15 protein-coding genes are annotated in these 18,340 nt (G+C 63.2%); 11 read left to right on the top strand and 4 right to left on the bottom strand.

The window, feature by feature from the left end:
• Positions 1 to 73 precede the first annotated feature (73 nt).
• The 6 genes from purF to purM all read left to right on the top strand — a co-directional run bounded on the left by purF (position 74) and on the right by purM (position 8,232).
• The gene (gene purF / locus QMK17_RS04535) at positions 74 to 1,639 is read left to right on the top strand and encodes an amidophosphoribosyltransferase (RefSeq protein WP_283507244.1); all 1,566 of its coding nucleotides are present in this window, start codon (positions 74 to 76) and stop codon (positions 1,637 to 1,639) included.
• A 120-nt stretch (positions 1,640 to 1,759) separates the two neighbouring features.
• Complete coding sequence (locus QMK17_RS04540) at positions 1,760 to 3,382, top strand: ABC transporter substrate-binding protein (RefSeq protein ID WP_283507245.1); 1,623 nt, start codon at positions 1,760 to 1,762, stop codon at positions 3,380 to 3,382.
• A 30-nt stretch (positions 3,383 to 3,412) separates the two neighbouring features.
• A complete protein-coding gene (locus QMK17_RS04545; protein ID WP_336620128.1) occupies positions 3,413 to 4,486 on the top strand; it encodes an ABC transporter permease in 1,074 nt (357 codons plus the stop codon).
• Positions 4,486 to 5,445, top strand: coding sequence for an ABC transporter permease (locus QMK17_RS04550; RefSeq protein WP_283507246.1), 960 nt, complete (start codon positions 4,486 to 4,488; stop codon positions 5,443 to 5,445). The genes QMK17_RS04545 and QMK17_RS04550 overlap by 1 nt, the downstream gene beginning before the upstream one ends.
• Positions 5,442 to 7,046, top strand: a complete 1,605-nt coding sequence (locus QMK17_RS04555) for an ABC transporter ATP-binding protein (RefSeq protein WP_283507247.1) — start codon at positions 5,442 to 5,444, stop codon at positions 7,044 to 7,046. Before QMK17_RS04550 ends, QMK17_RS04555 begins: the two co-directional genes overlap by 4 nt.
• Positions 7,047 to 7,131: 85 nt before the next feature.
• Complete coding sequence (gene purM, locus QMK17_RS04560) at positions 7,132 to 8,232, top strand: phosphoribosylformylglycinamidine cyclo-ligase (RefSeq protein WP_283507248.1); 1,101 nt, start codon at positions 7,132 to 7,134, stop codon at positions 8,230 to 8,232.
• 67 nt (positions 8,233 to 8,299) lie between these two features.
• Here the strand turns inward: purM and QMK17_RS04565 are convergent, their stop codons facing one another.
• The 3 genes from QMK17_RS04565 to ygfZ all read right to left on the bottom strand — a co-directional run bounded on the left by QMK17_RS04565 (position 8,300) and on the right by ygfZ (position 10,499).
• Positions 8,300 to 8,515 carry a DUF3073 domain-containing protein gene (locus tag QMK17_RS04565; RefSeq protein WP_283507249.1) on the bottom strand — a complete coding sequence of 72 codons (216 nt, stop codon included), beginning with the start codon at positions 8,513 to 8,515 and terminating at the stop codon, positions 8,300 to 8,302.
• 194 nt (positions 8,516 to 8,709) lie between these two features.
• Positions 8,710 to 9,354, bottom strand: a complete 645-nt coding sequence (locus QMK17_RS04570; RefSeq protein ID WP_283507250.1) for an MOSC domain-containing protein — start codon at positions 9,352 to 9,354, stop codon at positions 8,710 to 8,712.
• Positions 9,351 to 10,499 (bottom strand): CAF17-like 4Fe-4S cluster assembly/insertion protein YgfZ, encoded by a 1,149-nt coding sequence (ygfZ, locus tag QMK17_RS04575; RefSeq protein ID WP_283507251.1) that lies wholly within the window; start codon positions 10,497 to 10,499, stop codon positions 9,351 to 9,353. The genes QMK17_RS04570 and ygfZ overlap by 4 nt, the downstream gene beginning before the upstream one ends.
• A 56-nt stretch (positions 10,500 to 10,555) precedes the next feature.
• Here ygfZ and QMK17_RS04580 point away from each other — a divergent pair, with 56 nt between their 5' ends.
• The 5 genes from QMK17_RS04580 (at position 10,556) to QMK17_RS04600 (ending at position 17,265) form a co-directional block, all read left to right on the top strand.
• The gene (locus tag QMK17_RS04580) at positions 10,556 to 11,434 is read left to right on the top strand and encodes an aminodeoxychorismate lyase (RefSeq protein WP_283507252.1); all 879 of its coding nucleotides are present in this window, start codon (positions 10,556 to 10,558) and stop codon (positions 11,432 to 11,434) included.
• A gap of 105 nt (positions 11,435 to 11,539) precedes the next feature.
• The gene (locus QMK17_RS04585) at positions 11,540 to 12,994 is read left to right on the top strand and encodes a cytochrome ubiquinol oxidase subunit I (protein ID WP_283507253.1); all 1,455 of its coding nucleotides are present in this window, start codon (positions 11,540 to 11,542) and stop codon (positions 12,992 to 12,994) included.
• Positions 12,995 to 13,005: 11 nt separating this feature from the next.
• Positions 13,006 to 14,046, top strand: a complete 1,041-nt coding sequence (gene cydB, locus QMK17_RS04590; protein ID WP_283507254.1) for a cytochrome d ubiquinol oxidase subunit II — start codon at positions 13,006 to 13,008, stop codon at positions 14,044 to 14,046.
• Entirely contained in the window at positions 14,046 to 15,716 is a 1,671-nt protein-coding gene (gene cydD, locus QMK17_RS04595) for a thiol reductant ABC exporter subunit CydD (RefSeq protein WP_283507255.1), read from the top strand. The genes cydB and cydD overlap by 1 nt, the downstream gene beginning before the upstream one ends.
• The gene (locus QMK17_RS04600; protein ID WP_283507256.1) at positions 15,706 to 17,265 is read left to right on the top strand and encodes an ATP-binding cassette domain-containing protein; all 1,560 of its coding nucleotides are present in this window, start codon (positions 15,706 to 15,708) and stop codon (positions 17,263 to 17,265) included. Before cydD ends, QMK17_RS04600 begins: the two co-directional genes overlap by 11 nt.
• A 309-nt stretch (positions 17,266 to 17,574) precedes the next feature.
• Here the strand turns inward: QMK17_RS04600 and QMK17_RS04605 are convergent, their stop codons facing one another.
• Positions 17,575 to 18,249, bottom strand: a complete 675-nt coding sequence (locus tag QMK17_RS04605; protein ID WP_283507257.1) for an FABP family protein — start codon at positions 18,247 to 18,249, stop codon at positions 17,575 to 17,577.
• Between the last annotated feature and the right edge of the window lie 91 nt (positions 18,250 to 18,340).

Here is an 18,340-nt window from a genome sequence, read left to right on the forward strand (position 1 = left end):
GATGCGTTGACTCGCTCTGTGTGCCCGTAGACTGGGCTTGGCCCCCCGCCCACCCCTCGTAGGGAGCAGTGCTGTGACCTCAGCCGATCTATCGGTGACAAGTCCAAATCTTCCGGTAGGTAAACCTATCGACGAACCCGAAAACGAGCCTCGCGAAGAGTGTGGCGTATTCGGAGTATGGGCCCCTGGGGAGGATGTGGCCAAGCTCTCTTATTACGGGCTCTATGCGCTGCAGCACAGAGGTCAGGAGGCTGCAGGTATTGCCGTCTCCGACGGGTCTCAAGTCCTGGTGTTCAAGGATCTCGGTCTCGTCAGTCAGGTGTTCGACGAGCAGACACTCGGCGCCATGCCGGGGCACGTCGCGATCGGGCATTGTCGTTACTCCACCAGCGGTTCGGTGACCTGGGAGAATGCGCAGCCGATCTTCCGCACCACCACCGCGGGAACGGGCATTGCGCTCGGTCACAACGGCAACCTCGTCAACTTCGCCGAACTGGCGACGCGCGCTCGTGAAGAAGGTCTCATCAACGACCGCCTGCAGGGCAACGGAACCTCCGATTCCGACGTCGTCACGGCGCTACTTGCGCACAAAGCAGCTGACCGCACCATCGAGCAGGCCGCAATGGAATTGCTGCCGACGCTCAAGGGTGCGTTCTGCCTCACGTTCATGGATGAGCACACGCTCTACGCCGCGCGTGACCCGCACGGTATTCGTCCGCTCTGCCTCGGTCGTCTCGACCGCGGCTGGGTTGTCGCCAGCGAGACCTCGGCTCTCGACATCGTCGGCGCCGCATTCGTGCGGGACATCGAGCCCGGTGAACTTCTCGCGATCGACGCCGACGGTGTGCGGTCCTCGCGCTTCGCCGCGCCGGAGCCCAAGGGCTGCATCTTCGAGTACGTCTACCTCGCCCGGCCGGACAGCGTCATCGGCGGCCGTTCGGTGAACTCCACTCGCGTCGAGATCGGTCGTCGTCTTGCCAAGGAACATCCGGCCGAAGGCGACCTCGTCATCCCGGTACCCGAGTCGGGTACGCCTGCAGCGATCGGATTCGCGCAGGGCTCGGGAATCCCCTACGGCCAGGGCCTGATGAAGAACGCCTACGTCGGACGTACATTCATCCAGCCGTCTCAGACCATTCGACAGCTCGGCATTCGTCTCAAGCTCAACCCGCTCAAAGAGGTCATTCGAGGCAAGCGCCTGGTGGTGGTGGACGATTCGATCGTGCGCGGCAACACCCAGCGCGCGCTCATCCGGATGCTGCGCGAGGCTGGAGCGCTGGAAATTCACGTGCGCATCGCATCCCCGCCGGTTCGCTGGCCGTGCTTCTACGGCATCGACTTCGCTTCTCCGGCAGAGCTGATCGCCAACGGCGTCGACTCCGAGGACGGCATTCTCGAAGGCGTCCGTCAGGCGATCGGTGCCGATTCGCTCGGCTACATCTCCACCGAAGGAATGATCGCGGCGTCCGAGCAGCCTGAATCACGGCTCTGCACTGCCTGTTTCACCGGCAAGTACCCGATCGAGTTGCCTGCCGACAATGCACTCGGCAAGCACGTACTCGAAGGGATGCTTGCTTCGGCTGCCGGTCAAGCCACTGACCCAACCAACGTGAACGTCAGCGCGCTCAGCCGACCGTAAGATCTGTGTTACACAAGAAAAATGTCCGTCAGGTTTCCTGTTTGCCATATATTCGAAACAGCTGATCGGTATTGTCCGGAATAATTAAGGACAACACCGAGCAGAAAAGAAGGCACACAGATGGCGCCCGGCATTACACGCAACAAGAAGATCGTCGGGGTGGCGGCTCTGTCCGTCGCCGTGCTGACTTTGGCCGCATGCGGCTCGGGTCGTACCGACGACGGCGCATCCAGCGGAGCCGACGGTGGTGGCGACACCATCACCGTCGGTACAACCGATCAGGTCACCTCCATCGACCCCGCTGGTTCCTACGACAACGGTTCATTCATGATCATGAACCAGGTCTATCCGTTCCTGATGAACTTCGCTCCCGGCAGTTCCGAGCTCGAGCCCGATGTCGCCGACAGCTGCGATTTCACGCAGCCGACGGTCTACACGTGCACTTTGAAAGACGGTCTGACGTTCGCCAACGGCAATGCGCTCACCAGCGAGAGCGTCAAGTTCTCGTTCGACCGCATCGTCGCGATCAACGACCCCAACGGCCCCGCGTCGCTGCTCACCAACCTCGGCAGCATCGCGACACCGGACGACACCACAGTCGAGTTCACGTTGAAAACCCCCGACGACCAGACGTTCCCGCAGATTCTGGCGACGCCGGCAGGCCCGATCGTCGATCAGACGATCTTCCCGGCCGATGCAGTGCTCGACGACAATGCGATCGTCGAGGGCAATCCCTTCGCCGGTCCGTATTCGGTAGGCAGCTACGACAAGAATGCCCTCGTCAGCTTCGCGGCGAACGGCGATTACAAGGGTGTGCTCGGCGCACCGAAGACGTCGAACGTCTCGCTGAAGTACTACACGAGCTCGGACAACCTGAAGCTCGACATGCAGAACAAGGCAATCGATGTCGCGTGGCGTTCGCTCACGCCGACGGACATCGATTCGCTCGGAACCGTCGACGGTGTGACCGTGCACGAGGGTCCCGGTGGCGAAAGCCGATACATGGTGTTCAACATGAACACCATGCCCGGCGACACACCGGAGCAGAAGTTGGCCGTGCGCAAGGCGATTGCCGCGTCCGTCGATCGTCAAGCGCTGTCGGACGGCGTTTACAAGGGCACGTACACCCCGCTCTACTCCGTCGTGCCAGGCAGCCTCGAAGGCTCGACCCCGGCATTCGGTGAAGTGTACGGCGAGACGCCCAACAAGGACGGTGCAGCCGGATTCCTCAGTGCTGCAGGCATGGCCACTCCAGTTCAGCTCAACCTCCAGTACAACCCGGACCACTACGGCTCCAGCTCCAGCGAGGAATATGCCGCGATCAAGAGCCAACTCGACGCGACCGGCCTGTTCAACGTCAACCTGCAATCGACCGAGTGGACCACCTACACCAAGGAACGTGTCGCGGACGCGTACCCGGTCTATCAGCTCGGATGGTTCCCGGACTTCCCCGATGCAGACAACTATTTGACGCCGTTCTTCGCGCCGGACAACTTCCTGCAGTCGCACTTCGAGAGCCCGGAGATCACGGCACTGCTCGGTCAGGAGCGCACGACGGCAGATCCGTCGGCGCGTAATGCGATCCTGGGGCAGATCCAGACCGAACTGGCCACCAACTACATCCCGACGCTCCCGCTCCTCGAGGGCAAGCAGATCGCGGTCTCCACCGACGAGATCAGCGGCGTCGACGACACGTTGGATGCCTCGTTCAAGTTCCGCTTCACCCCACTCGCTCGGGGCTGATCGGTGTCTACCATCGCGCCTGTCGGCGGGGTGGAAGGCAACGAAGAGAAGCTTCTCCAGCAGGCGAGCGCGCCGTCTCGGTACGGCGCGCTCGCTCGGTATCTCGGGATCAGATTTCTCCTGATCATTCCGACGGCATGGATTCTCGTCACCGTTGTCTTCTTTCTCATGCGTGTGATCGGCGACCCGATCACGGCGGCTCTCGGAGGCAGACTGCCTCCCGAGCAGATCGCTCAACGCAAAGCCGAGGCCGGGTACGACCGGCCGATCCTCACTCAGTACTGGGAGTACCTCAAAGGTTTGCTCACCGGTGATTTCGGTACATCCGCTACCGACAACCGCGAGATTGCCGACGTGCTTCTCACCAACGGCGCTGCGACCCTCGAACTCGCATTCTGGGCTTTGCTTGTTGCGTTCGCCGTCGGTGTGCCCCTCGGCTTCTTCGCGGCCACGCACCGTGACCGATTCGGTGACGCTTCGCTGCGCATTTTCGCGATCCTCGCGTACGCGGCACCGGTGTTCTTCGTCGGCATGCTGCTCAAGTTGTTATTCGCCGTGAAGCTCGGGTGGCTACCCGTCGCAGGTCGGGCGAGCACGAACGTCGAACTGGCACTGCAGAACGTGTCGCCGAAGACCAACATCCTCATCATCGACTCGTTCCTGTACGGCGAACCGGCTTACACGGGTGACGTACTGAAACATGCTGTGCTGCCTGCCGTTGCGCTCGGATTGCTCACTGCCGGTGTGTTTCTGCGTCTGGTGCGGGTGAATCTGCTGCAAACACTGCAGTCGGGGTACGTCGAAGCTGCGCGGGCACGCGGGGTGAGCAGCAGGACTGTCACCCTGCGACACGCTTTCCGCAACGCGTTGATTCCGATCGTCACGGTGATGGGGCTGCAGATAGCCACGTTGCTCGGCGGCGCCGTTCTGACCGAAACCACCTTCGAATGGAAAGGCCTCGGGTACGAGCTCGCGCATTACCTCAGTGCACGGGACTTCGTCGCGGTCCAGGGCATCGTGACGTTCCTCGCGCTGGTGGTGGCAGTGGTCAGCTTCGTCACCGACGCCATCGTTGCCCTCATCGATCCGAGAGTGAGGTTCTGATGAGTACCGAAGTGGTTCTGACCCAGGTGGATGCGGGTAGGCCGCACCGCAGGGGCTTCCCGGGCCTCGCGTTCGTCCGATCGACGTCGGGTGTGCAGCGTGCCACCCTCATCGTGGGCATCGTGCTCATGGCAATGTTCCTTGTGGCCGCCGTGTTCGCACCGTTGCTCGCTCCGTACGGCTTCTCGCAGACCAGCAACGACAGCGGAGAATTCGCTCGTCAGGCCGCGCCGTCCGCGCAGCACCTGTTCGGTACCTCGGTGCGCGGGGAGGATGTGCTCTCGAGGGTGATCTACGGAGCCAGAACAGCATTGATGGTCATCGCCAGTTCGTTGATACTGTCCGTGGCAATCGGTGTTCCGCTCGGCCTGGCGTCGGGCTACATCGGTCGTTGGTTCGACCGTGTGCTCGTGTTGTTCATGGACGCGATGTATGCGTTTCCGTCGCTGCTACTCGCAGTGGTCATCTCGATCGTCGTTGCCGGTGGTCAGTCGAGCAGCTTCGGCGGTATCGCATCGGCGGCCATCGCGATCACCGCTATCTTCGTGCCGCAGTATTTCAGGGTCGTGCGTAACGCGACGGTGGCCGTCAAGACCGAACCTTATGTCGACGCTGCCAGGGTTACCGGTGCGAGCACCGTCCGAATCCTGTTTCGGCACATTCTGTCCAACGTGATCCAGACACTCCCCGTCATCATCACGTTGAACGCCGCCGAAGCGATCCTGACCCTTGCCGGTCTCGGATTCCTTGGATTCGGTATCGAGCCGACGTCGGCCTCGGAGTGGGGATACGACATCAACAAGGCATTGCCGGACATCTCCAACGGTATCTGGTGGACATCGGTGTTCCCCGGTCTCGGCATCGTCCTGATCGTGCTCGGTATGACGATGGTCGGCGAAAGTGCCAGCGAGACAATGAATCCATTGCTGCGAACGAGGAAGAAGAGGGTGAAGCCATGACCGATGCAGCACTTGCGCTGACCGGTCTGTCGGTCACCTTCGCGACCGACAGCGGCGACGTTCGAGCAGTCGAGGAAGTCTCGTTCTCGGTCTTCCCCGGTGAGGTTCTGGCTGTCGTCGGTGAATCCGGATCCGGCAAGTCCGTCAGCGTGCGATCCGCCATCGGACTTCTGCCGGGTACGGCCCGCGTCGACGGTCACGTCGTTCTCGGCGGCACCGACGTCACGACGCTGAGCGACAAGGCGTGGGAGGGTCTGCGCGGCGACGCCATCTCGATGATCTTCCAGGAACCGGGCAGCGCGCTCGATCCGTTGTTCACGGTCGGCTTCCAGATCGTGGAGGCGCTCCGCGCACATCCACGAGGCGACGGCAAACGGATGAACAAGAAGGCAGCAAAAGCGCGTGCGATCGAGTTGCTGACGACGGTCGGGTTACCCAGTCCCGAGCAACGTTTCGGTTACTTCCCGCACGAACTCTCGGGCGGGCAGAAGCAACGCGTCATGATTGCCATCGCGATCTCGTGCGAGGCGAAGGTGATCATTGCCGACGAACCGACCACAGCTCTCGATGTCACCGTGCAGGCGGAAATCCTGGACCTGCTTCGGGATCTGCGAGATCGTCTCGGCTGCGCGATCGTACTCATCACCCACAGCATGGGTGTTGTCTCGAACCTCGCGGATCGAGTAGTGGTGATGAACCAGGGACGAGTCGTGGAGGAGGCGCCGGTCCGGCAACTGTTCGACGCCCCGACCGAGGACTACACGAAGAAACTGCTTGCGGCCGTGCCGAAACTTGCCCCGGCGGCATCGGACAAGCTCGTCGACAAGACGGGTGAGCCGGTGCTCGCGGTCGACAATCTCGTCGTGCAGTTCTCCTCGGGTGGGGGATCGAAGGCCTTCCGAGCAGTCGACGACGTCTCGTTCAGTATTCACAAAGGCGAGACGCTCGGCCTCGTCGGTGAATCCGGGTCCGGAAAGTCGACGATCGGCAGATGTGTTGCTGCGCTGCAGAAGCCGACGAGTGGCACCGTATCGGTGATGGGGCAGGAAATCTCGAACCTGTCGCAGCGAAAGCTACGGCCGATGCGTAAACGGTTCGGTTTCGTCTTCCAGGACCCGGCGACGTCGTTGAACCCGCGCTTGACAACCGGTCAATGCATCGCCGAACCGATGGTGGTGCACAAGTACGGCAGCGCGGCCGAGATCGAGGCGAGAACGAAAGAACTGCTCGATGCCGTGCAGTTGCCTGCGGGAACCGAGAAGCGATATCCGCACGAGCTGTCCGGCGGGCAGCGTCAGCGCATCAGTTTGGCGAGAGCGCTTGTGCTGCAGCCTGACCTGCTGGTTGCCGACGAGCCCACGTCGGCTCTGGACGTTTCGGTGCAGGCTGCGGTGCTCGACCTGTTCGAAGGTCTGCAGCAGGAGTTCGGATTCGCATGCCTGTTCATCAGCCACGATCTGGCCGTTGTCGACCGGGTATCGCACAAAGTGGCCGTGTTGAAAGATGGCGGACTCGTGGAGATGGGCACGCCGTGGAAGATCCTCCGCTCGCCCGAGGAGGACTACACGAAACGCCTGCTGGCGGCGATTCCGACGATTTGAGGCGCTGCGCGCACGGCTCCGGTACCGTTAGAGCGCAATTGTGCGTAGATACGCGCAACGAGAACGAGTACAAGGCTGGAGCCGCATGACCGAGGAAACCCGACCAACGAGCGCAACCTCCTCGGGTGGTGCTTCCTACGCAGCGGCCGGCGTTGACATCGCCGCAGGTGACCGAGCAGTCGAGCTGTTCGCGCCGCTTGCGAAGAAGGCGAGCCGACCAGAGGTCATGGGTGGAATCGGTGGCTTCGCGGGGCTCTTCGCCCTCAAGGGTGACTACCGCGAGCCGATCCTCGCTGCATCGACCGATGGAGTCGGCACCAAGATTGCCGTCGCGCAGGCCCTGGGCAAGCACGACACCCTCGGACTGGACCTCGTCGCCATGGTTGTCGACGACCTCGTCGTCTGCGGCGCCGAGCCGCTTTTCCTTCAGGACTACATCGCCGTGGGACGCGTCGTACCGGAAATGGTCGCCGAACTGGTCAAGGGCATCGCCGACGGCTGCATCATCGCCGGATGTGCACTTCTCGGCGGGGAGACTGCCGAGCACCCAGGCCTGATGGCCGACGGTGACTACGACCTCTCGGCCACCGGAGTCGGCGTCGTCGAAGCCGACGCGGTCCTTGGACCCGACCGTGTCCGTCCGGGTGACGTCGTCATCGCAATGGGATCCTCGGGCCTGCACTCCAACGGATACTCGTTGGCGCGCAAGGTGCTGCTCGAGATCAATCACATGGACCTCGGTGGGCACGTCGAAGAGTTCGGCCGGACCCTCGGTGAGGAACTATTGGAGCCGACCAAGATCTACGCGAAGGACTGCCTGGCTCTCGCGGCCGAGACCGACGTGCGCACGTTCTGCCATGTGACCGGCGGCGGTCTGGCCAACAACTTGGCCCGCGTCATGCCTGCAGGCCTCGTGGCCGAACTCGACCGTGCAACGTGGAGCCCAGCGCCTGTCTTTTCACTCATCGCCCAGCGTGGACGCGTCGAGCGCGCCGAGATGGAGCAAACGTTCAACATGGGCGTCGGCATGGTTGCCATCGTGGCGCCCGAGGACGTCGACCGTGCGCTGGCCGTTTTGACCGCGCGACACATCGACTGCTGGACTTTGGGAACGGTCAAGAAGTCGACGGACAAGACCGAGACGACGATGCGTGCTCAGCTGTTGGGCAACCACCCGCGGTTCTGAACAACTGAACGCACAACTGAGGGGGAGCCGCAGTGCGGCTCCCCCTCAGTTGTGCGTCAGTCGCTGGTCAGCGTCGCCAATCCTCGTATTCATCTTCTTCGACGCGGGTATAACCATCCGCGTCAGAAGAAGAGATGCCGCCCGAGGTGATACCGCCACGGTGGGAGTTGGACGGACCGCCGGAGAGTTCTCTTTGCAGACTCTCCAAGTCCGTTGTCGGTGAGCTGTACTTCAGCTCACGAGCGACCTTTGTCTGCTTTGCCTTAGCCCTGCCTCGGCCCATGGCGTTGCCCCCTCGCGGACTTGCGGGGCGGCCTGGGGAAATTTGGGCGCCCCGTTAGATTTGGTATTACTTCCTGGAACACACTCTAGCGCGCGAACGGCCGAGATGCTCATACGGACTCCGTGTGGCGGCTGTTCGGTTCATCTCGAACCCGCTGAACAGGGCATGTACCAGTCACGGAGTGCTGAGTCTTGTTAACAATCACGACGTGGAGGGCTTCGGAGCACTGCGCGGGCGTCACGTTCGACCTTCGGCGGAAGATTTTTCTGCTCGAGGAGCAGTTCGATGCCGCGAGGGTTCGCGCCGAGGAACAGATCCCTCACGGTCACCCCATGGGTCGGCACGTACTCGATCGACACAAGGTCCCCACTCTGCAGCGTGCCCGGCTCCACCACGCGAAAATACGCACCGACGTCGGCGCGCTCGGTGAATCTCCTCACCCACCGCGGTTCGGCAGCCCACCGGGCGAACGTTCCGCAAGGCTTCCGGGAAATGGTGACCTCGAGCAGGACGTTCCCCGCACGCCACCGCGACCCGACCACCGAATCGGTGACGGCAACCCCCGACGTGCGCAGGTTCTCCCCGAACCAGCCCGGCGGAATTTCGCGACCGAGTTCCGTTGCCCAACGTCGGGCTTCGGCGGCGTCGTAGACGTAGACGGCCTGGTCGATGCCGCCGTGGAACTTGGTGTCTCGGCTGTGATCGCCTGCCAAACCCAACTCGTGCACATCGATCGGGCCCTGAACCGGCCGCTTGTCGATACCACTGAGCTCGACACCGCGGCGGCCGACCGGAACATCCGCATGAACGACGCAGACGGCCTCGACCAGTCCTGTCACCGTCCGCGTAGCTTGTCCACCGCAGCGCGACCCGCCTGGACGTCGTCGTAGCTGGGGATGGAATCGGGATCGATGGACGCCGCGCATGGGCCTGCGACCAGTTCGGTGTCGATTGGAATGGTGCGTTTGAGCAGCGCCAATGCGATCGGGCCCAGCTCGAAGTGGTCGACGACGGTGCCGAGTCGTCCAACGGCGCGACCCCCGGCCGTCACCGGATCACCCGTTGCCGGACGGCCATCTGCCGACCCGTCGAGGTGCAGGAGAACAAGGTGACGCGGAGGTCGACCCAGATTGTGTACGCGCGAGACCGTCTCTTGGCCTCGGTAGCACCCTTTCTCGAGATGGACCGCGCCGAATTCGGTGATGCCGCCGATCCAGCGGACCTCGTGCGGAATCGTCTTCTCGTCGGTGTCGATGCCAATTCGCGGCCTCATGGACTCGACGCGAAGGGCGTCGTATGTCCATGTTCCCGCCGGGGTGGCGCCTGCGTCCCGAAGGCGGGTGAACCACTCGGTCAGAGCGGGCCGGGGAACCAGCAGGTCGAATGCATTGGGACCGGGCCATGGCATCCGGCGGACGAATCCGCCCCCGTCCAACGCGGCGGCGTCGTAGATCGCTGCAGGAACAGCAGCCCCTACCGATTCCAGAATCTGCTCGGCACGTGATCCGAGCAGACTCAGCACGGCCAGTTCGTTTCCCTCGACCGGCTCTGCCTTGGCCCAGAAGACCATCTTCTTCAGGAACCCGAGGAGATCGGGACCGTTCGCTGCTTCGGTGTCGATCCACGTCACGTCGGCCAGATCGGTCTGCACGAAGTGATGTTCGACTCGGCCGTTGACGTCCAGCGAGAGATTTTCGGCGGAACCACCGTCTCCGATGTGGGAGACGAGCTGGCTCGAGATGGTGTTGAGCCACGTCAAACGTTCCTCGCCGCTGATCGCGAGGACGAAGCGATGGGATCGGTCGATGACGGCTGCGCCCGACGTCGCATCGCGTTGTTCGCCGAACGGATTGCCGTAGTGCCAGGCCACAGCGCTGTCGAACGACGCAGGGCGCTCGGCGGAATCTTCCGGTGACGGCACCGCGTCGGGAAGCATGAGGAGCGGGCTCGGACTGTTCGCGACGGTATCGGACACAAGGTCCATAGTAGGAGCATCGAGCGCGAGCGCTGCCTGTGGAGGGACCAGTAGGGTTGGCCAGCATGTTGGACCGCGTAGTAGTGACACTCGATGGCCAGGTTCACGATGTCGACGCGCCCCTGTTGCGTGCCGATGATCTCGCCGTGGTGAGAGGCGACGGGGTGTTCGAGACCATTCTCGTTCGAGGCGGGGCTCCGTGCGGCGTCGAGCTACACATGGCCCGGCTGATGACGTCTGCGGCCGCACTCGACCTGCCCACTCCTGATCTCGACGCGTGGCGGTTGCTCGTCGGTTTGGCGGTCGACGAGTGGACGCGGATTTCGAAGGACGAGGGTGCGTTGCGGCTGGTGCTCAGTCGTGGACGCGAGAGCGGCGGCGATCCGACGGGGTTCGCGACGGTGGGGCCGCTGCACGAGCGGGTGGCCAAGGCTCGTGCCGACGGTGTTGCGGCAATCACGCTCGCCCGCGGGTATTCGGTGGATTTCGCGGTCGACGCGCCGTGGCAGCTGATCGGAGCGAAGACGCTGTCCTACGCGACCAACATGGCTGCGTTGCGCCATGCGGCGCGCCAGGGTGCCGACGACGTGATCTACACCTCCAGTGAGGGAAAGGTGCTGGAAGGTCCGCGGTCCACTGTGTTGATCTCTCGCGGTAAGACCCTCATCACACCACCGGTGGAGCACGGGATCCTGGCGGGAACCACGGTCGACGCACTGTTCCAGGTCGCAGCAGACAAGGGATACACGTGCGAGAGGTCGGATGTTTTCCCAGCCGATCTCATTGCGGCGGATGGTGTTTGGCTCATCTCCAGTATCACCCTCGCGGCACGAGTCGTCTCGCTCAACGGGGTCGTTCTCGGCACCCCTGACATCGCCGACGACATCACGGCGTTGGTGGATCTTGCTGTCGAAACAGTGGGAGACGAGGAGCCGGACGCTTGAGCTACTACTACGCGTAGTAGTAGTCTGAACTCGCTGCGGCGAAGCCGTTGTGCAGCGGTACGCTGCGGTTACCTTTGCCGCAGGCCGAAGAGTTCGGAGTAGCCCATGGACACCTTGGACATCTCGAGATGGCAGTTCGGCATCACCACCGTCTACCACTTCATCCTCGTTCCATTGACGATCGGCCTTGCTCCCATCATCGCGGCGATGCAGACCATGTGGGTCATCACCAAGAAGGACTCCTGGTACCGGCTGACAAAATTTTTCGGAAAACTGTTTCTGATCAACTTCGCGCTCGGTGTCGCCACCGGAATCGTGCAGGAATTCCAATTCGGCATGAACTGGAGCGAGTACTCGCGGTTCGTCGGTGACGTCTTCGGTGCACCGCTGGCGCTCGAAGGACTGGTTGCGTTCTTCCTCGAGTCGACCTTCCTCGGCCTGTGGATCTTCGGTTGGGATCGACTCCCGAAACTTGTTCACCTGGCCACGATCTGGCTCGTTGCGATCGGCGTCAACGCCTCCGCGTACTTCATCATCGCCGCCAACTCCTGGATGCAGCATCCCGTCGGGGCGCGGTACAACCCTGACACCGGACGCGCCGAATTGACGAGCATCTGGGAGCTGCTGACCAACAACACGGCATTGGCCGCATTTCCGCATGCTGTCGCGGGCGCCTTCCTGACGGCGGGGACGTTCGTGGCAGGTATCTCGGGCTGGTGGATGGTGCGCGAAGCCCGTCAAAATCGAGACAAAGACTCGCGCAGCATGTTTCGGCCCGCTGCACGCCTGTCCTTCGTGGTGATGATTGTCGCCGGCGGGGCTCTGGCGATCACTGGCGACCTCCAGGGCAAGCTGATGTTCGAGCAGCAGCCGATGAAGATGGCGTCTGCTGAATCTTTGTGCGACACCGAGACAAGTGCCTCGTTCTCTCTGCTTACCGTCGGAACGCACAACAACTGCGAAAGCGTCACCCACCTCATTTCCATCCCCGGACTGACGTCGTTCCTTGCCGAGAACGACTTCGGCGCGACGGTGCAGGGCGTCAATCAGCTGCAGGCGCAATACGAGCAGCAGTTCGGCCCGGGAAACTACAGGCCCAACCTGTTCGTAACCTTCTGGGCATTCCGGATGATGATCGGCCTCGCTGCCGGATCCGCGCTGTTGGCCATCGCCGGACTGTGGGTTACTCGTGGCGGCAGGGTGCCCGACCAAAAATGGTTCTCATGGCTCTCCATCGCCGCGATCCCGACGCCGTTCCTCGCCAACAGTGCAGGCTGGATCTTCACCGAGATGGGGCGTCAACCCTGGGTCGTTGCACCCAACCTGAGTGGCATCGACCAGATCAGACTCACCGTGGACCAAGGTGTGTCCGATCACCCGGTGGGATTGGTCATCGCATCGCTGACAACGTTCACGCTGCTCTACGCGGCCCTCGGGTGCGTCTGGTTCTTCCTCATTCGCCGCTACGTCGTCGAAGGGCCGCTGGAACACGACGAACACCCGCATGATCCGGACTCCTCGGACGACGACGAGACCGCGCAACTGTCGTTCGCCTACTGAGGGAAGAGACCATGGGACTACAGGAATTCTGGTTCGTAGCCATCGCGGTTCTGTTCGTCGGCTACTTCGTGCTCGAAGGATTCGACTTCGGTGTCGGCATGCTCATGCCCGTATTCGGCAGGCATACGGACGCGGCGGTGGGGGAGAAGCGCCGACGGGCCGTCCTCAACACGATCGGCCCGGTGTGGGACGGCAACGAGGTATGGCTGATCACCGCAGGCGGAGCCCTGTTCGCGGCCTTCCCCGAGTGGTACGCGACCCTGTTCTCCGGCTTCTATCTGCCGTTGCTGCTCATCCTCGTCGCATTGATCGTGCGCATCTGCGCCATCGAATACCGCGGCAAGATCAACGATCCCGTGTGGCGACGGCGCTGTGATCTCGGCATCGGGATCGGCTCGTGGATCCCCGCCGTGTTGTGGGGGGTCGCGTTCGCAAACATCGTCAGCGGTGTGGCGATCGACGAGAACAAGAAGGTCACCGCCGGATTCTTCGACCTACTCGGGCCCTACGCGCTGCTCGGTGGTGCAACGACGGCGTTGGTGTTCGCGTTGCACGGGGCGGTGTTCATCGCACTCAAGACATCCGGTGACGTGCACGAGGATGCCGTGAGAATAGCGGCGCGGTTGTCGATTCCAGCTGTTGTCGTCGGCGGCGGATTCGCACTGTGGACTCAACTGGCGTACGGGAAGAGCTGGACGTGGATCATGGTCGGACTCGCGGCGGTGTCCTTGATTGCGGTTGTCCTGCTCACCGCCCGAGTGCGTGAGGGGTGGGCATTCGTCTTCACCACCATCGCTGTCATCGCCGTCGTCGTGCTGCTGTTCGGTTCACTGTTCCCCTACGTCATGCCCTCGACCACGGACGCGGCGTTCAGCCTCACCGTGGACAACGCGTCGTCGAGCCCATACACGCTGAAGGTCATGACCTGGGCCGCAGCATTCTCTGCACCTGTCGTTGTCTGTTATCAGGCGTGGACGTACTGGGTGTTCCGCAAACGGATCTCCACCGCGCACATCCCGGAGTCGATCGGATTGTCGCTCGGTCGCCCTTGATGACCACCACCGAGCGGCCCTCACGTGGCCCTGTCGATCCACGGCTGTGGCGCTATTCGCGGTCCACGCGAAAATATCTGGTTCTGACCGTCGTAGCGTCCCTCGTCGACACTGCGGGAATCATCGTCAGTGCGGTGATGATCGGAACGGTGCTGGCGGGTGTCATCAGCACCGACGCTCGGACCATCGCGGACTGGGCGCCACAGCTGTGGATTCTGTCGGGCGCGATAGTGATTCGAACTTTCGCCACCTGGCTGCAGTCGCGGTACGGCCATCGTGCGGCATCGGAGATCGTCGAAGAAATAGAAAACGACGTCCTGAGTGCAGCATCGAGAATGGACCCCCGGTACCTCGATGCCGAACGTGACTCCCTCCAGACCGTCGTGACACTGGCGCTCGGTGGCCTTGCGCCGTATCTCACCGGGTACGTGCCCTCGCTCGTGCTCGCCGGAACACTGACGCCGCTGACCCTCGTGGTGATCTTCACTCAGGACCTCACTTCGGCGCTGATCATCTTGTTCACGTTGCCCCTCATCCCGATCTTCATGATCCTGATCGGCCTGCTCACCAAGGGCAGGGCTACGAGGACGCTCGAGTCGATGACGAGGCTGTCCGCCCAACTGCTCGATCTCCTGGCCGGACTCCCGACGCTTCGCGCGCTCGGGCGTGAGCGCGGGCCGGCAGCGAGGGTGCGAGCACTCGGTGAGGCGCATCGGGGGGCGACGATGCGCGCTTTGAAAATTGCGTTCCTGTCGTCGATGGTTCTCGAACTTCTTGCGACGCTGTGCGTAGCGCTCGTCGCGGTGAGCATCGGACTGCGGTTGGTGTTCGGCGACATGGCTCTGGAGGCGGGCATCATTGCTCTCGTACTCGCGCCCGAGGTGTACGTTCCTCTTCGCCGGGTGGGTGCCCAGTTCCACGCCGCGGAGGATGGAGTCGCCGCTGCGGACACAGCCTTCGGGGTGCTGGATCGGCGAGTGGAGGAACGGCCGGGCGTGCAGTCCGTCGATGCGGCAGGTGCGCGCATCGTGATGTCCGCGGTATCCGCCGATGCCAGAGGCGGGATGGCTCCTCACCGGTTGTCGGCGGTGTTCGAGTCGGGTGCCGTCACCGTGCTGGCCGGCGTCAACGGCGCAGGCAAATCGACTGCGCTGCAAGTTCTCTTGGGGTTGACCATCCCCATCGAAGGAACCGTCACCGTCGCAGGTGTCGGACTTGGGGATATCGAGCAGTCGTCGTGGTGGCGTCAGGTGGCGTGGCTTCCCCAGCGTCCCGTACTCCTGCCGGGGACGTTGGCCGACAATCTCACGCTGACCGGCAAACGGCCGTCGGACCACGATCTCGACGAGATTTGTGCAGCAACGGGTTTCGACGAGGTGCTGCGCGAACTCCCACTCGGGTGGGATACCTTCGTCGGATCCGGTGGAGTCGGGTTGTCGCTCGGGCAGCTTCAGCGGCTCGCGCTGACCCGTGCACTGACGTCTGCGGCACCGGTCGTGCTGCTCGACGAACCCACAGCGCACCTCGACGAGCGTAGCGAGGCTCGTGTTCTCGACGCGATACGGGCGCTGGCGGCTCGGGGACGGACAGTCGTCGTGGTCGGGCACCGGCCCGCGGTCCTCGCTGCCGCCGACACCCTGGTGGAGGTAAGCGCGCATCATGTTCACTGACCTGCGTCGTGCGCTCGGCCTGTTCGAACTGGCCCCATCGCGCATCCTGATGGCGGTAGCCGCAGGAGTCGCAACTCTGGGCAGTGCGCTGACCCTGGCTGCAGTGTCCGCGTGGCTGATCACGCGGGCGTGGCAGATGCCGCCTGTGCTCGATCTGACCGTCGCCGTCGTCGGCGTTCGTGCACTCGGCATATCACGTGGGGTTTTCCGTTATCTCGAACGGCTTGCCACCCACGACACGGCGTTGCGGGGGATGGTCTCGGCGCGAACACGGTTGTACGAGAAGCTCGCCGACGGCGATGCCGGTGCGACTGTGACGCTTCGCCGCGGCGATGTGTTGGCACGCGCGGGAGCCGACGTCGACGTACTCGGTGACGTAGTGATTCGGGCGATCGTCCCGATCTGCGTATCGGCCGTGATGATGGTGGCAGCGGTCGGACTGCTCGCGTTCATCTCGCCCACTGCAGCGTTGATCCTCGCTCTGGCACTCGTGGTGGCGGGAGTTCTCGCACCGGTTCTGGCGGCACGGTCGGCGTCGATCGCCGAATCCGAGGGCGCGAGCGCTCGCGCCGATTTCACCGAGGCAGCTGTACGGGCACTCGACCATGGAGCCGAGCTTCGGGTGGCGGGCAGGCTCGACGAGACGCTCGCCGAAGCGTCGGTGTCGAACCGTCTGTCGGTGCGGGCCAGGGACCGCGCGGCAATTCCCGGTGCGTTCGCCGATGCGGCACTGCCGCTGTCGATCGGTGCGTCGGTGCTCGGGTCGCTTCTCGTCGGGACAGTGCTGTTCGGTCCTTCCGGAGGCGCTGCAGGCAGCATGACGCCGATGGCCTTGGCCATTCTCGTGCTCGTGCCGTTGGCAGCGTTCGAGGCAACGGCGCCTCTGCCCGGTGCGGCGGTCGCGCTGACGAAGGCACGTGTGTCTGCATCGCGCATCGTGGGTTTGTTGGACGAGAGCCAGTTCCGCGAGAAGCTGCGCTCCCGGGCACTCGGTCCGGTCGCCGGAGTGGGTCAACTAGAGGCTGGAAGCCGAATCGCTGTCGTCGGACCCAGCGGTGCGGGCAAAACGACCCTTCTCATGCAGCTGGCAGGCTTGATTCCGTCGGAGAAGCATCTGGACGGCGCACGATTCTTCGCCGAGGACGCGCACCTGTTCGACACGTCGATTCTCGAGAACCTGCGCGTGGCCCGCGGCGAAGTGGATGCCGACGAGGCCTTCGCCGCGCTGGAGGCCGTCGGGCTGGGGGAGTGGATCTCGGAACTGTCCGGCGGTATCGACACGAACTTGATCGGCGGTGCCCGCGCAGTCTCTGGCGGCCAGCGGCGACGTCTTCTGCTCGCCAGAGCGCTGGTGTCCGATGCGCCGGTTTTGTTGCTGGACGAGCCGACGGAACACCTCGACGACGCGGGTGGCGGCGAGCTGTTGCGACGGCTGCTCGACCGCGACGGCGGCGTGGTCGATCGAGCCAAAACTGTCGTGGTCGTTACCCATCAATTGCCCATAGGAACCCGCGCTGACCAGGTGGTAGACCTCGGATGTTCTCTCTGAGAAAAACCCTTTGCGGGGCGATAAATCGGAGCGTAACTTGGGCCTTACACGAGAGAGGAGGTGGTCTGAAGTTGATGAACCCTAGGACGCGTGAGGTGGCTGCCAGCTAGCCGCTACCGCTGATGGATTCAACCCCCCGCGAGCGGCGAGCGAATCCCCGGCAGTTACCCGACCCCCGAGCTTTCGGTCTGTCCGACCGGCACCTGTACGCAGGTACAGCTCGGGGGTCGCTCGCTGTACTGGGGGAGTCGGTTGGGCTGGGCTGGGCAGGGCTGGAAATGACCGTCGGGGGGCGCGAAAAGGTCCGCGTCAGCCGATGTAGCGCGAGAGCCGCGCCGAGAGCCGCGGTGCCAATTCGCCGTCGGCGCCGATTCGCTCTTCGACGTACGCGAGGTCGGCGCCTTCGACGATGCCGTAGAGCCGCTTGGCGCCGCCGACAAGGGCGCCCGAGGTGGTGCGAATGACCACGTCGGTGGCCAGTTCCCACGATGATTGATTCAGTGCGTGACCGTAGTACAGCTCGACGATGCCGGTGCTGTGCGTCAGCAACAGTTCGAGAGTTTCCTCGTCCTTGGCGCCCTTGACACCTTCACCACCGCTGACACGCCAGAACCCGACTTCGCGGAGATCTGGATGCGCGAAGTTACCGTCCGAATCGAGACGCCAGGATCGGGACTCCCAGCTCAGATATGCACCACCGTCGTGCGAGACGATGATCTGCTGTCCGAAGGGGTATTCGATGCCGGACTCTGGATCGCGGCCCTCGCCCTCGCCTCGCCACACTCCGACCAACGGAAGTAATGCGAGCAGGGCTGGGTTCAGGTCCGGACCGAGCCGCAGATTGGCGGTGTCCTCCGGATGCGGTAGATCCGGAAGACCGGGGATGTTGCGCGTCGACGTGGACGCGAACTTCTCGGCTGCCTCGGCAATAGCCTCATTGGCAGACCGAGTGTCGTCCGGTTCGTCGGCGGCGCGATCGCTCACGATTCTTCGGTGACCAAGCGGTAGACGACATAGAGCGAGAACGCGATGATGGCGACTGCGGCAAGCGCGAGCAGTACCTCGAAGAAGATGA

It is taken from the genome of Rhodococcus sp. G-MC3 (assembly GCF_030063335.1).
Taxonomy (GTDB): Bacteria; Actinomycetota; Actinomycetes; order Mycobacteriales; family Mycobacteriaceae; genus Rhodococcoides.

Excerpts from the sequence above, each read along its gene's own strand:
- QMK17_RS04580 (WP_283507252.1), top strand. The coding sequence starts at position 10,556 with ATGTTGGACCGCGTAGTAGTGACACTCGATGGCCAGGTTCACGATGTC.
- QMK17_RS04565 (WP_283507249.1), bottom strand. The coding sequence starts at position 8,515 with ATGGGCCGAGGCAGGGCTAAGGCAAAGCAGACAAAGGTCGCTCGTGAG.
- QMK17_RS04540 (WP_283507245.1), top strand. The coding sequence starts at position 1,760 with ATGGCGCCCGGCATTACACGCAACAAGAAGATCGTCGGGGTGGCGGCT.
- cydB (WP_283507254.1), top strand. The coding sequence starts at position 13,006 with ATGGGACTACAGGAATTCTGGTTCGTAGCCATCGCGGTTCTGTTCGTC.
- QMK17_RS04555 (WP_283507247.1), top strand. The coding sequence starts at position 5,442 with ATGACCGATGCAGCACTTGCGCTGACCGGTCTGTCGGTCACCTTCGCG.
- cydD (WP_283507255.1), top strand. The coding sequence starts at position 14,046 with ATGACCACCACCGAGCGGCCCTCACGTGGCCCTGTCGATCCACGGCTG.
- ygfZ (WP_283507251.1), bottom strand. The coding sequence starts at position 10,499 with ATGGACCTTGTGTCCGATACCGTCGCGAACAGTCCGAGCCCGCTCCTC.
- QMK17_RS04600 (WP_283507256.1), top strand. The coding sequence starts at position 15,706 with ATGTTCACTGACCTGCGTCGTGCGCTCGGCCTGTTCGAACTGGCCCCA.
- QMK17_RS04550 (WP_283507246.1), top strand. The coding sequence starts at position 4,486 with ATGAGTACCGAAGTGGTTCTGACCCAGGTGGATGCGGGTAGGCCGCAC.
- QMK17_RS04585 (WP_283507253.1), top strand. The coding sequence starts at position 11,540 with ATGGACACCTTGGACATCTCGAGATGGCAGTTCGGCATCACCACCGTC.
- purM (WP_283507248.1), top strand. The coding sequence starts at position 7,132 with ATGACCGAGGAAACCCGACCAACGAGCGCAACCTCCTCGGGTGGTGCT.